Source organism: Streptomyces sp. NPDC056224, assembly GCF_042267665.1.
Classification (GTDB): Bacteria; Actinomycetota; Actinomycetes; order Streptomycetales; family Streptomycetaceae; genus Streptomyces.
Genome location: NZ_JBHJTK010000003.1, coordinates 230699 through 244028, shown reverse-complemented (window position 1 = coordinate 244028; position 13330 = coordinate 230699). Strand labels below are relative to the sequence as shown.

Annotated in this window: 10 protein-coding genes; 7 read left to right on the top strand and 3 right to left on the bottom strand. The window is 71.6% G+C overall.

Annotated elements, in window-relative coordinates; translation table 11 throughout:
* Positions 1-26: 26 nt before the first annotated feature.
* Positions 27-1427 (top strand): FAD-dependent oxidoreductase, encoded by a 1401-nt coding sequence (locus ACFCZ1_RS06705; protein ID WP_376677282.1) that lies wholly within the window; start codon positions 27-29, stop codon positions 1425-1427.
* On the opposite strand, the gene ACFCZ1_RS06700 is transcribed toward ACFCZ1_RS06705, so the two are convergent.
* Both ACFCZ1_RS06700 and hemE read right to left on the bottom strand, forming a co-directional pair.
* Positions 1340-2548, bottom strand: a complete 1209-nt coding sequence (locus ACFCZ1_RS06700; protein ID WP_376677281.1) for an NADAR family protein — start codon at positions 2546-2548, stop codon at positions 1340-1342. The two genes, ACFCZ1_RS06705 and ACFCZ1_RS06700, sit on opposite strands and share 88 nt — an antisense overlap.
* Before the next feature lie 40 nt (positions 2549-2588).
* Complete coding sequence (hemE, locus tag ACFCZ1_RS06695) at positions 2589-3653, bottom strand: uroporphyrinogen decarboxylase (RefSeq protein ID WP_376677280.1); 1065 nt, start codon at positions 3651-3653, stop codon at positions 2589-2591.
* Positions 3654-3744: 91 nt separating this feature from the next.
* Here hemE and ACFCZ1_RS06690 point away from each other — a divergent pair, with 91 nt between their 5' ends.
* The 6 genes from ACFCZ1_RS06690 to ACFCZ1_RS06665 all read left to right on the top strand — a co-directional run bounded on the left by ACFCZ1_RS06690 (position 3745) and on the right by ACFCZ1_RS06665 (position 11677).
* Positions 3745-4401 (top strand): DUF3000 domain-containing protein, encoded by a 657-nt coding sequence (locus tag ACFCZ1_RS06690; protein ID WP_376677279.1) that lies wholly within the window; start codon positions 3745-3747, stop codon positions 4399-4401.
* 306 nt (positions 4402-4707) lie between these two features.
* The gene (locus ACFCZ1_RS06685; RefSeq protein ID WP_069922445.1) at positions 4708-5370 is read left to right on the top strand and encodes a response regulator transcription factor; all 663 of its coding nucleotides are present in this window, start codon (positions 4708-4710) and stop codon (positions 5368-5370) included.
* Between the two features lie 124 nt (positions 5371-5494).
* Positions 5495-6778 (top strand): HRDC domain-containing protein, encoded by a 1284-nt coding sequence (locus ACFCZ1_RS06680; RefSeq protein ID WP_376677278.1) that lies wholly within the window; start codon positions 5495-5497, stop codon positions 6776-6778.
* A 414-nt stretch (positions 6779-7192) separates the two neighbouring features.
* Positions 7193-8419: a thiolase family protein gene (locus ACFCZ1_RS06675; RefSeq protein WP_376677277.1), complete on the top strand. Its 1227-nt coding sequence runs from the start codon at positions 7193-7195 to the stop codon at positions 8417-8419.
* Positions 8416-10545 (top strand): 3-hydroxyacyl-CoA dehydrogenase NAD-binding domain-containing protein, encoded by a 2130-nt coding sequence (locus ACFCZ1_RS06670; protein WP_376677276.1) that lies wholly within the window; start codon positions 8416-8418, stop codon positions 10543-10545. Before ACFCZ1_RS06675 ends, ACFCZ1_RS06670 begins: the two co-directional genes overlap by 4 nt.
* Positions 10546-10636: 91 nt before the next feature.
* Complete coding sequence (locus ACFCZ1_RS06665; protein WP_376677275.1) at positions 10637-11677, top strand: LCP family protein; 1041 nt, start codon at positions 10637-10639, stop codon at positions 11675-11677.
* A gap of 87 nt (positions 11678-11764) precedes the next feature.
* Here ACFCZ1_RS06665 and ACFCZ1_RS06660 read toward each other — a convergent pair whose 3' ends face one another.
* Complete coding sequence (locus ACFCZ1_RS06660; RefSeq protein ID WP_376677274.1) at positions 11765-13261, bottom strand: amino acid permease; 1497 nt, start codon at positions 13259-13261, stop codon at positions 11765-11767.
* Positions 13262-13330 lie beyond the last annotated feature (69 nt).

Genomic DNA, 13330 nt, shown 5'->3' with positions numbered 1-13330 from the left:
GACGGCGGCAGAGGACGGTGCGGGCGATGGCGGCGGAACGACTCGTGGTGGTCGGCGGTGACGCGGCGGGCATGTCCGCCGCGTCACAGGCCAGGCGGCTCAAGGGCCCGGCGGAGCTGGAGATCGTCGCCTTCGAGCGCGGGCACTTCACCTCGTACTCGGCGTGCGGGATCCCGTACTGGGTCGGTGGCCTGGTCCCCGAGCGGGACGACCTGATCGCCCGTACCCCCGAGGAGCACCGGGCGCGTGACATCGACGTGCGCACCCGGACCGAGGTGGTGGAGCTGGATCTCGCGGGCGGCCGGGTCCGCGCCCGCGATCTGGAGAGCGGATCCGAATCCTGGACGGGCTACGACAAGCTCGTCCTCGCGACGGGCGCCCGCCCGGTCCGGCCCCGGCTCCCGGGCATCGGGGCGCACGGGGTCCACGGCATCCAGACCCTGGACGACGGCCGGCGCCTGATGGCCACATTGCGCCGCGAGGAGGGGCTGGAGCGGTCGGGGGGCCGCCGGGCGGTCGTGGTCGGCGCGGGCTACATCGGCGTGGAGATGGCGGAGGCCCTGGTCGGCCGGGGCTACGCGGTCACCGTCCTGCACCGCGGCGAGCAGCCGATGGCCACGCTGGACCCGGACATGGGCGGTCTGGTGCACCGCGCGATGAACGGCATGGGCATCCGTACGGTGTCCCGCGCCGAGGTCACGAAGATCCTCACCGACGAGGAGGGCCGGGCCCGCGCGGTGGCCACGGCGACGGGGGACGAGTACCCGGCGGACGTGGTCGTGCTCGGCATCGGCGTGGAGCCGCGCACGGCCCTCGCACGCGCGGCCGGACTGCCGCTCGGGCCGTCGGGAGGCATCCTCACGGACCTCTCGATGCGGGTCCGCGGCCACGAGAACATCTGGTCGGGCGGTGACTGCGTGGAGGTCCTGGACCTGGTCGCCGGCCGCACCCGGCACATCCCGCTGGGCACCCACGCCAACAAGCACGGCCAGGTCATCGGCTCGGGCGTGGGCGGGGGCTACGCGACCTTCCCCGGGGTGGTCGGCACGGCGGTCAGCAAGGTCTGCGACCTGGAGATCGCGCGTACGGGGCTGCGCGAGCGGGACGCGCTGGAGGCGGGCCTGCGCTTCGTGACGGCCATGATCACCTCCACCAACACCGCGGGCTACTACCCGGGCGCGGCGGAGATGACGGTGAAGATGCTGGCGGAACGCCGCACGGGCCGCCTCCTCGGCGTCCAGATCGTCGGCGGCGCGGGCTCGGCGAAACGGGTGGACGTGGCGGCGGTCGCCCTCACGGCGGGCATGACGGTGGACCAGATGGTCACCCTGGACCTGGGCTACGCCCCGCCGTTCTCCCCGGTCTGGGACCCGGTCCTGGTGGCGGCCCGCAAGGCCGTCTCAGCGGTCCGGGCCGCGGGCGTGTAGCGCTCCGCCTGGAGTTCGGAGCGGACCAGTTCCAGGAGACGGCCCGTCCAGTTCCGGCCGCCGCGGGGGCCCTCGTCACGCCAGAAGGGGGCGTCGGAAAGCCCGGTGTAGAGGATTGCGGCCTCCCCGGTGGCGGTCAGGAGCTCCGCGAGCCGCTGGTGCTGCCCGAACTTGGCCCGCAACAGTCCGGCCATGACGGCGAGCCGCACGGCGGCCCAGTCCTCGCGCCGCGCCGCCCGTCCGCCCGTCTCCTGCGCCTCGCGGGCGGTCACGGCGGCGCGGATGCGGTCGTGGTCGTCCTGGCCGGCGGCGGAGCGGGCCCAGTACCCGTGGACCACGGTGGGGTAGGTCTCCCCCTCGTACGTGAAGGGGGCGTCGTAGTCGTTGCGCAGCGCGAAGTCGCCGAGCTCGTCCGGCCAGCCCCCCGGATAGGTGGTCTCGTGGAGGACGACCGGGGGCTGCGGGGCGCCGGCCGGGTCGTCCGCGTACCGGACGGCCTGCCGTTCCTCGGCCTGGGCGACGTCCTGGTCCCGGGCCGTGAAATAGGCGAGCGCGTCGTGGTGCATCGCCTCCGTCACCAGCGGACCGTCCCCGTCCACGGACTCGCCGAGGTCGGTCACCAGGATCCGCAGCGGCCGGTCCTGGCGGTCCATGTCGCCCAGGACGTAGACCCGCAGGTGCGGGGGGACGGCGAGGTACGCAGCCCGGAGCAGGGACCGGTTGGTCTCCGTCGTCTCGCGCTGGTAGCACCGGATGGCCTCCCAGAGCAGGTCGCCGGCCGACGGACGGCCCGCGAGGCGGGTGATCTCGTCGGCGACCTCCAGGAGGAAGCCCTCGTCCGTCCGCGGCTCAGGCGAGCGGGACTCCCACTTCGACGACTCGTCCGGCCACTCGCGCGCGTCCGGCCGGTCCAGTGTGATCTTTCCCGAGGCCAGCCGCTTCGCCAGCCCGGCCAGGTCCGTCGCCGCGTACTGCCCGAGGGTGATGGCTCCGTCCGCGTAGACGAAGAGGTGCTCGGGGTAGTGCTCGTCCAGCCAGTCGTGCTTGCGCCAGACGAGGCACCAGGCCCCGGCGACGGTCTGTCCGTCGGATATGCGAAACGTCGGCCTGCGCCATGTCATGCACGGCACAGTACCGACGTTTCGTGCCGGGCCGTCCGGCTCAGCGGGCCGTCTTGGTGTGGACGTAGTCCACCAGGCGGGTCAGGGCGTCCGGGTCCGTCGTCGGGAGCACGCCGTGGCCCAGGTTGAAGATGTGGCCCTCCAGGCCGGCCGCGGCGGAGAGGACCTCGTCCGTCTTGGCCTCGACGGCCTCCGGGGTGGAGAAGAGCACCGCCGGGTCCAGGTTGCCCTGGAGCGCCTTGCCGGGGCCGATGCGGCGGACGGCCTCGTCCAGCGGGACCCGGTAGTCGACGCCCATGACGTCCGCGCCGGCCTCGCCCATGAGGCCGAGGAGCTCGCCCGTGCCCACGCCGAAGTGGATCCGCGGGACTCCGTAGGAGGCGACGGACTCCAGGACCTTCGCGGACGCGGGCATCACCGAGCGGCGGTAGTCCGCGGGGGCCAGCGCGCCGACCCAGGAGTCGAAGAGCTGGACGGCGGAGACGCCTGCCTCGATCTGGACCTTCAGGAAGGCGGAGGTGATCTCCGCGAGGCGGTCCAGCAGGTCCGCCCACAGCTTCGGGTCCCCGTACATCAGGGCCTTGGTGTGCTCGTGGTTCTTCGAGGGACCGCCCTCGACCAGGTAGCTCGCGAGGGTGAAGGGCGCACCCGCGAAACCGATCAACGGCGTGGAGCCCAGTTCACCCGTGAGCATGCCGATGGCCTCGGTGACGTACCAGAGGTCCTCGGGGGTGAGGTCGCGCAGCTGTGCGAGGTCCTCGCGGCGGCGGATCGGCTGGGCGACGACCGGGCCGACGCCCGGCTTGATGTCCAGGTCGACGCCGATGGCCTTCAGCGGGACCACGATGTCGGAGAAGAAGATCGCCGCGTCCACCTTGTGGCGGCGCACCGGCTGGAGCGTGATCTCGGTGACCAGGTCGGGCCGCATGCACGACTCCAGCATCTGGGTCCCCTCGCGCACCTTGCGGTACTCGGGGAGCGAGCGCCCGGCCTGCCGCATGAACCACACCGGGGTGTGCGGCACCGGCTCCCGCCGGCACGCCTTCAGGAAGGCGGAATCGTACGTCTGACTCGGCTGGCCCGTGGGGCGATCGTTGGCACTCACGACCCAAATCTTCGCACGTATGAAGAGTTGCCCGGCTCGGCGCGGGTGTCCCTGCGCCGCAGGGGCGCTCGTTCCGCCTAGTCTTCCCCGCATGGCTGCGGCTCAGGGACGATTTTCAGATGGCGCTGACGGCACGGACAGCGCGAAGGAGAGCTCCGTCCCGCTCCCGTTCCGGCGGGCGGTCGACGGCTTGAAGATGGCGCGGCTGCGCCCGGGGATCGAGATCGACCCGACGAAGCCGCCGCAGAGACTGGCCCCGTACGCCTACGCGCTGGAGGCGGCGGTGGTGGACGGCGAGGACGATCTGGCCGACGGCCGCCTCATCCTGCTCCACGACCCGGCCGGGCACGAAGCCTGGCACGGGACCTTCCGCCTGGTGACGCTCGTACGGGCGGAGCTGGAGCCCGAGATGGCCACCGACCCCCTCCTCCCGGAAGTGTGCTGGTCCTGGCTGACGGGAGCGCTGGACGCGCGCGGGCTGGGGTACGGGGAGGCGAGCGGGACCGTGACCATGGCGGGCTCGCACTACTTCGGCGGGCTCGCGGAGCGGCGGCCGGCGACGCAGATCGAGATCAGGGCCTCGTGGACGCCGCGCGAGGGAGTGGGCGGGGTGCCGGACACCTCCGCGCACCTGTCGGCCTGGTGCGAGCTGCTGTGCCAGATCGCGGGGCTCCCGCCGGTCGGGCCCACGGACAGCGTCACGGGCGTGGTCTCCCTGCCACAGCGCCGCGGTCCGCACCGCCCGTAGACCCGGGGACCACCCGTAGGCCCGGAGCCCGTACGGCCGCGCGAGCCGGCCCGAAAAGGGCGCCCGCGGCGGGGAACGCCCGAGCGAAGCCCGTAACGGAGTGTCGAAACCAGGCATCCGTTGTGGGCTTCTGATCACCCTATGATCGATCGTGCGTCCGAATTGCCCGAATTGTTACTCACCAAATCGTGATCATTTCCTAAAGCCGGGCGGGTGACGTGCCGAAGGAGTCAGTGACCATCCGCACGGTTCGCACCGGCTTCCTTCCCCGAGCCGGCCGTCCCGCCACTCCCCCAGGAGGCCTAGGTGTCCGTTCTTCTCGAGCAGCCCGCAAGCCTGGTCGCCTACCGCCCGAACAAGCCGACGGCCATGGTCGTCGTGGCCGACCCGCGCGTGCGTTCCACCGTGACCCGCCATCTGTGGGCCCTCGGAGTACGTGACGTGATCGAGGCTTCGTCCATCGCGGAGGCCCGCCCCCGCGTCGGCAGCCCGCGCGACATCTGCGTGGCCGACGTCCACCTGCCCGACGGTTCCGGTCTCACCCTGCTCTCCGAGACCCGCGCCGCGGGCTGGCCGAACGGCCTGGCCCTGTCCGCCGCCGACGACATCGGCGCCGTACGCAACGCCCTCGCGGGCGGGGTGAAGGGCTACGTCGTCACCGGCACCCGGACCAACATCGGGCTCCCCAGCCGGCCCGGCGCCGCCCCCATCGGCGCCGCCGCCGCCCGTATGCACCGCCGCCCCCCGGGTGCCCCGAGCCACCCGGGTGGCTACCGAGAGCTCTCCGGCCGCGAGGTCGAGGTCCTGCGCCTCGTCGCGGAGGGCCAGTCCAACAAGGCCATCGGCGTCTCGATGGGCCTGTCCGCCCTGACCGTCAAGTCCCACCTCGCCCGGATCGCCCGCAAGCTGGGCACCGGCGACCGGGCCGGGATGGTCGCCGTCGCCCTGCGGACCGGGATCATCCACTGACCCCGCCCCGAGGCTCCGGGGCGAATCCCGGGGAAACCCCGGGAATACGTCCGCCTGCCACCCCGCGCCCGTCGACGGAACGTTCCGGCGACGGGCGCGTCGCATCCACGGATACCCTTGACCGGTGACCGACGCCCAAGAGACCGCAGCAGACCTGCGCACCACCACCGGGGGCGGCCCCCCGGACGAAGTTCTCAGTTCGTCCGATGGGCCGCCGATTCCGTTGCTGGAACCCCGTGAGGGGATCCCCCCGGTGGTCGCCGACGCCGCCGCCCTCGCCGAAGTGGTCGCGGCCTTCGCCGCGGGCACCGGCCCCGTGGCCGTCGACGCCGAGCGCGCCTCCGGCTACCGCTACGGCCAGCGCGCCTACCTGGTGCAGCTGCGCCGCGAGGGCGCGGGGTCCGCGCTCGTCGACCCGGTGGGCTGCCCCGACCTCTCCTCGCTCGGCGAGGCCCTGACCGGCACCGAGTGGATCCTGCACGCCGCCACCCAGGACCTCCCGTGCCTGCGCGAAATAGGCATGGTGCCCACCTCCCTGTTCGACACCGAGCTGGCCGGCCGCCTCGCCGGCTTCCCGCGGGTCGGGCTGGGCGCGATGGTCGAGAGCGTCCTCGGCTACGCGCTGGAGAAGGGCCACTCCGCCGTCGACTGGTCGACCCGCCCGCTTCCGGATCCGTGGCTGCGCTACGCCGCGCTCGACGTGGAGCTGCTGGTGGACCTCCGGGACGCGCTGGAGGAGGAGCTGGACCGGCAGGGCAAGCTGGAATGGGCCCGCCAGGAATTCGACGCCATCGCCGCCGCACCGCCCGCGCCGCCGCGCAAGGACCCGTGGCGCCGTACGTCCGGCATGCACAAGGTGCGCCGCCGCCGGCAGATGGCGGTCGTACGGGAGCTGTGGGAGTCGCGGGACCGGATCGCCCAGCGGCGTGACGTGTCACCCGGCAAGGTGCTGGGCGACGCCGCGATCGTCGAGGCCGCCCTGGCCCTCCCGGCGAACGTGCAGACCCTGTCCGCCCTGCCCGGCTACGGGCAGCGGATGGGCCGGCGCCAGCTGGAGCAGTGGATGGCCGCCGTGGACCGGGCGAAGGCCCTGCCCGAGAGCGAGCTGCCGCAGCCCGGGGCGACCCCGGCCGGTCCGCCGCCGCCGCGCTCCTGGGCCGACAAGGACCCGGCCGCGGCCGCGCGGCTGTCGGCGGCCCGCACCGCCGTCTCCGCACTGGCCGAGCAGCTGAACCTGCCCCAGGAGAACCTGATCACCCCGGACACGGTCCGCCGACTGTGCTGGGAACCACCGCAGCGGCGGGAGGCCGAAGCGGTGGCCGAGGCCCTCGCGGGCTACGGCGCCCGCCCGTGGCAGATCGAGCAGGTGACCGCGGCGCTGGTCACCGCCCTCGCCGCGACCGCCTGACCGTCCGGCCCGCCGGAACCGGGCACGGGGTCCTCACTCCACGGGAGTGAGGACCCCGTTGTCGTTCCCGTGGCGGCTCCCGGAGACCTCGACCTCGCCGCGCCTGCGCGGGTGCCCGGACACGGCGCGAGGGTCGTTCGCCGCGCGGCCCCGGGTGCCCGGTGCCCCGCGCAGGCGATCGGGAACATCGGCACCGACACGGCCGTGCGGCCGGGCGTGCGACCCGTCGAGTCGGCGCGGGGCGCGAGGGGGCTCACGCCGTGCGGGCCGGTGTGACCTTCGCCGCTGTTCGGGGAGGGGGTGTGCACAAGGGTTACCCGCAAGTAGCATGGGCCAGGTGAGCGGGCGCTCAGTCCAGCAGGACGAGCATGCCCCCGCGCAGCAGTGCACACCCGCACCTGGAGGAGAGCCAACGTGCCTCGTACCGTCAGGGACGTCGTCTTCGTCGACGGCGTCCGCACCCCGTTCGGCAAGGCGGGCCCGAAGGGCATCTACCACGAGACCCGCGCCGACGACCTCGTCGTGAAGGCGATCCGGGAGCTGCTGCGCCGCAACCCGGACCTGGACCCCAAGAAGATCGACGAGGTCGCCATCGCCGCGACCACGCAGATCGGTGACCAGGGCCTGACGCTGGGCCGCACGGCCGGCATCCTCGCGGGCCTCCCGCAGTCCGTCCCGGGCTACTCCATCGACCGCATGTGCGCCGGCGCGCTGACCGCCGTGACCGCCGTCGCGGGCGGTGTGGCCTTCGGTGCGTACGACGTCGCCCTCGCCGGCGGTGTCGAGCACATGGGCCGTCACCCCATGGGCGAGGGCGTGGACCCGAACCCGCGCTTCGTCTCCGAGAAGCTGGTCGACGAGTCCGCCCTGTTCATGGGCATGACCGCCGAGAACCTGCACGACCGGTACCCGACGATCACCAAGCTCCGCGCCGACGAGTACGCCGTGCGCTCGCAGGAGAAGGCCGCCAAGGCGTACGCCGACGGCAAGATCCAGCAGGACCTGGTACCGATCTCGGTGCGCAACACCAACGCGGAGGTCGGCGAGACGGGCTGGGGCCTGGTCACCACCGACGAGCCGATGCGCCCGGGCACCACGCTGGAGAACCTTTCCGGCCTGAAGACCCCGTTCCGTACGCACGGCCGGGTCACCGCGGGCAACGCCGCCGGTCTCAACGACGGTGCCACCGCCGCGATCATCGCGTCCGAGGACTTCGCCCGGGAGAACAACCTCCCGGTCAAGATGCGCCTGGTCTCGTACTCCTTCGCGGGTGTCGAGCCCGAGGTCATGGGCTACGGCCCGATCCCGGCCACCGAGAAGGCCCTGGCCCAGGCCGGCCTGACGATCGATGACATCGGTCTCTTCGAGGTCAACGAGGCCTTCGCGGTCCAGGTCCTCGCCTTCCTGGAGCACTACGGCATCGCCGACGACGACGCCCGCGTGAACCAGTACGGCGGCGCCATCGCCTTCGGCCACCCGCTCGCCTCCTCCGGCGTCCGTCTGATGACGCAGCTGGCCCGCCAGTTCGAGGAGCAGCCGCACGTCCGCTACGGCCTGACCACCATGTGCGTCGGCTTCGGCATGGGCGCCACGGTCATCTGGGAGAACCCGCACTTCACCTCCGAGGGAGACGCCAAGTGAGCACCACCACTGAGCTCCTGAAGGGCGCGGCCGAGCTGTTCCCGGACGAGGTCGTCACGTCCGCGCACGTCCGCCACCTGGACCTGCCGTTCGGCGCCGGGCGCTTCGCGCTCATCACGCTGGACAACGGCTTCGACCACACCAAGCCGACCACCTTCGGCCCGCAGTCCCTCGCCAACCTGAACGCGGCGATCGACCAGGTCGAGCAGGAGGCCCTCGCGGGCTCCATCGTCGGCGCGGGCATCACCGGCAAGCCGTTCATCTTCGCGGTCGGCGCCGACCTCAAGGGCGTCGAGCTGCTGAAGAAGCACGACGAGGCGCTCGCCATCGGCAAGGGCGGCCACGACGTCTTCAAGCGCCTCTCCGCGCTGGCGGTCCCGACCTTCGCGTACTACAACGGCGCGGCCATGGGCGGCGGCGTCGAGGTCGGTCTGCACTGCACCTACCGCACCGTCTCGAAGGCCATCCCGGCCTTCTCGCTGCCCGAGGTCTTCCTCGGCCTGGTCCCCGGCTGGGGCGGCTGCGCCATCCTGCCGAACCTGATCGGCGCCGAGCGCGCGGTCTCGGTGATCATCGAGAACTCGCTCAACCAGAACAAGCAGCTGCGCGGCAAGCAGGTCTTCGACCTGGGCATCGCGGACGCGCTGTTCGAGGGCGCGGACTTCCTGGAGCAGTCGCTCCTGTGGACCGCGAACGTACTGAACGGCACCACCGAGGTCGTCCGCGCCGAGATCGACCGCGGCGAGGCCTGGGACGCGGCCGTCGCCAAGGGCCGCTTCATCGCGGACTCCAAGGTGCACGGCGCCGCCCCGGCCGCCTACCGCGCTCTGGACATCATCGCCGCGGCCAAGTCCGGCGACCTCCAGGCCGGCTTCGACGCCGAGGACACGGCCCTGGCCGACCTCATCATGGGCGGCGAGCTGCGCTCGGGCATCTACGCCTTCAACCTGGTCCAGAAGCGCGCCAAGCGCCCGGCCGGCGCCCCGGACAAGTCCCTGGCCCGTCCGGTCACCAAGGTCGGCGTGGTCGGCGCGGGCCTGATGGCCTCGCAGCTGGCGCTGCTCTTCCTGCGCCGCCTGGAGGTGCCGGTGGTCCTCACCGACATCGACCAGGAGCGCGTGGACAAGGGTGTGGGCTACGTCCACGCCGAGATCCAGAAGCTGCTCGGCAAGGGCCGCATCAACCAGGACAAGGCGAACCGCCTGACCGCCCTGGTGACCGGTGTCCTGGACAAGGCCGAGGGCTTCTCGGACGCGGACTTCATCATCGAGGCCGTGTTCGAGGAGATGTCCGTCAAGCAGAAGGTGTTCGCGGAGGTCGAGGCGGTCGCCCCGGCGCACGCGATCCTCGCCACCAACACCTCCTCGCTGTCGGTCTCCGAGATGGCCTCGAAGCTCCAGCACCCGGAGCGCGTGGTCGGCTTCCACTTCTTCAACCCGGTCGCGATCCTCCCGCTGCTGGAGATCGTCCGCGGTGAGCAGACCGACGACGCCTCGCTGGCCACGGCCTTCGGCGTCGCCAAGAAGCTGAAGAAGACCGCGGTCCTCACGAAGGACGCCCCGGCGTTCGTCGTGAACCGCATCCTGACCCGCTTCATGGGCGAGATCCAGAACGTCATTGACGAGGGCACCCCGGTGGTCACCGCCGAGAAGGCCATCGAGCCGCTCGGCCTGCCGATGTCCCCGCTGGTGCTCCTGGAGCTCGTGGGACCCGCGATCGGTCTGCACGTCTCCGAGACCCTGAACCGCGCCTTCCCGGAGCGCTTCACGGTCTCCCCGAACCTCGCGGCGGTCGTCAAGGCCGGCAAGCGCGGCTTCTACGTCTACGATTCCGGCAAGCCGGAGCTGGACCCCGAGGTCGCCGCCCTCCTCGTGCAGGGCGACGCCGTCCTGACGGAGGAGCAGGTCCGCGACCGCGTCCTGGACGCGGTGGCGCAGGAGATCGGCCTGATGCTGGAGGAGGGTGTCGTGGCCGAGGCCCAGGACATCGACCTCTGCCTCATCACCGGTGCGGGCTGGCCCTTCCACCTGGGCGGCATCACGCCGTACCTGGACCGCGAAGGCGTCTCGGAGCGCGTGAACGGCAAGAAGTTCCTGGCTCCCGGCCTGGCGAGCATCCCGGCCTAGTCCGGGTCGCAGACGGGCATCTGACGGCCTGGCCCGCCCCTTCCCGGGGGCGGGCCTCGGCCGTTCGAATATCTGTCTAAGATTCACCCCCATGACGGACACGCACGCGCGGCCCAGGCGCCGCCGACGCCGCATTCTGCGGATCACCCTGCTCCTGGTCGCCGTGCTGATCCTGGGCGCCGCCGGGGCCGGCTGGTGGACGTACAGCCACCTCAACGGCAACATCGACAGCGTCGACCTGGACCAGGCCATCGGCGACAACCGGCCGCCGAAGGTGGCCGCGAACGCCCAGAACATCCTGGTGCTCGGCTCCGATTCGCGCGCCGGGGCCAACGCCGACCTCGACCACGGCGACGTCAGCGGCGCCCGCTCGGACACCGCGATGCTGGTGCACATTCCCGAGGGCCGGGCCAAGGCCACCGCGGTGAGCATCCCCCGCGACACCCTGATCACCCGGCCCGAGTGCAAGGACGGTGACGGCAAGACCGTGCCGTCCGCGAAGCGGGTCATGTTCAACTCGGTCTACTCGCTGGCCGGTCCGGCCTGTGTGGTCAACACCGTGGAGCAGATGTCCGGCGTTCGCGTGGACCACTTCGTCGAGGTGGACTTCGCCGGCTTCAAGGGCCTGGTGGACGCGCTCGGCGGGGTCACCGTCACCCTGGACAAGCCGATGAGCGGGGCCAAGGGCGGGCTGAAGCTGGACGCGGGCACGCACCGGCTGGGCGGCACGGACTCGCTCAAGTTCGTCCGTACCCGCTACGGCTACGGCGACGGCAGCGACCTCGGACGCATAGGCCTGCAGCAGCAGTTCATGATGGCGATGCTGACCGAGATCAAGAAGCAGGACGCGCTCGGCAACCCGGCGCGGCTCTACAAGCTCGCGGACGCCGGGACCAAGTCGCTGACCACCGACTCGGACCTCGCCTCCCTCACCGCCCTCTCCGACTTCGCCAAGAGCATGAAGGGCGTGGACCCGGACACGATGGAGACCATCATGCTGCCGGTCGCCTACGACAAGGTGGACCGGAACCGGGTCGTCGTGGCCGAGCCGCAGGCCACCCAGCTGTGGGAAGCCCTCCGCAAGGACGAGAAGATCCCGGCCACCGCGAAGGACTCCCCCGCCAAGGGCTGACGGAGCCTGCGGGCCGATGTCGGCGACGCCGGCCGAACGGGTGACCCGTTCGGCCGGCTTCGCCGTTCCGTGCCCGGCTCCACAGCACTAGAACTTCGCGTCCTGGCCGACCTTGGCGAGGCGGCTGTGGCTGCGCCCGTACAGGAAGTAGACGACGAAGCCGACGACCATCCAGATGCCGAACCGGATCCAGGTCTCGGCCGGCAGGTTGAGCATCAGCCAGAGCGAGGCCGCGATCGACAGGATCGGGACCACCGGCACCCACGGGGTGCGGAAGGACCGGTGCAGGTCGGGGCGGGTCCGGCGCAGGACGATCACGCCGAGGGCGACCACCACGAAGGCGAACAGGGTGCCGATGTTCACCAGTTCCGCGAGCTTCTCCAGGCTGGTGAATCCCGCGACGACGGCGATGACCCCACCGAGCAGGATGGTCGCCCGGTACGGCGTGCGGTACTTCGGGTGGGTGACGGAGAAGACGCGGGGCAGCAGTCCGTCACGGCTCATCGCGAAGAACACGCGCGTCTGCCCGAGCAGCAGGATCATGCACACGGTGATCAGGCCGACGGAGGCCCCGAGGCTGATGGCGCCGGCGAAGAACGGCTGGTTCACCGATTTGAAGGCTTCGGCGAGCGGGGCGCTGGGCGACATCTCCGTGTACTTCTGCATGCCGGTGACCACCAGCGTCACGGCGACGTAGAGCACCGTGCAGATCAGCAGCGAGCCGAGAATGCCGCGCGGCATGTCCCGCTGGGGATTCTTGGTCTCCTCGGCCGCGGTGGCCACGACGTCGAACCCGATGAAGGCGAAGAAGATGAGGGAGGCCGCGGTGAAGATGCCCATGACACCGAAGTTGGTGGGCGCGTAGCCGAAGAGCAGCTGGACCAGCGGCGCGTGCAGGCCGCCGCCCGCTTCCTGCGGCTGCGCCGGGGGGATGAACGGCGAGTAGTTGTCGGCCTTGACGAAGAACAGGCCCGCGATGATGACCAGCAGGACCACGGTGACCTTGATGGCGACGACGACCGCGGTGATCCGGGCCGACAGTTTCGTCCCGACGACCAGGATCAGGGTCAGCGCCAGGACCAGCAGGAAGGCGAGCACGTCGAAGGATCCTCCCGCGTCGGGCCCGGACAGCGCGGCGGGCATGTCCCAGCCCAGGTTCGTCGACATGAGGTGGCGCACGTACCCGGACCAGCCCACCGCCACGACGGCGGTGCCGAGCGCGAACTCGAGCACCAGGTCCCAGCCGATGATCCAGGCGGGCAGCTCACCGATCGAGGCGTACGAGAAGGTGTACGCCGAGCCGGCCACCGGCACGGTGGACGCGAACTCGGCGTAGCAGAGCGCTGCGAGGGCGCAGACGATGCCCGCCGCCACGAAGGAGAGGGCGGTGGCCGGTCCGGCGTTGTTCCGGGCCGCGATGCCCGTGAGGACGAAGATGCCGGTGCCGATGATGACGCCCACACCGAAGACCGTCAGGTCCCAGGCGGAGAGCGACTTGCGGAGCGCGTGTTCCGGCTCCTCCGTGTCGCGGATGGACTGCTCCACCGTCTTGGTGCGGAAGGGGCTGTTCAGATCCTTACTCACCGACGCACCTCCGACAGGTGATGACGCACGCGAACGGGCCGGGAGGCCCACCCCTCCAAGGGTGATCTC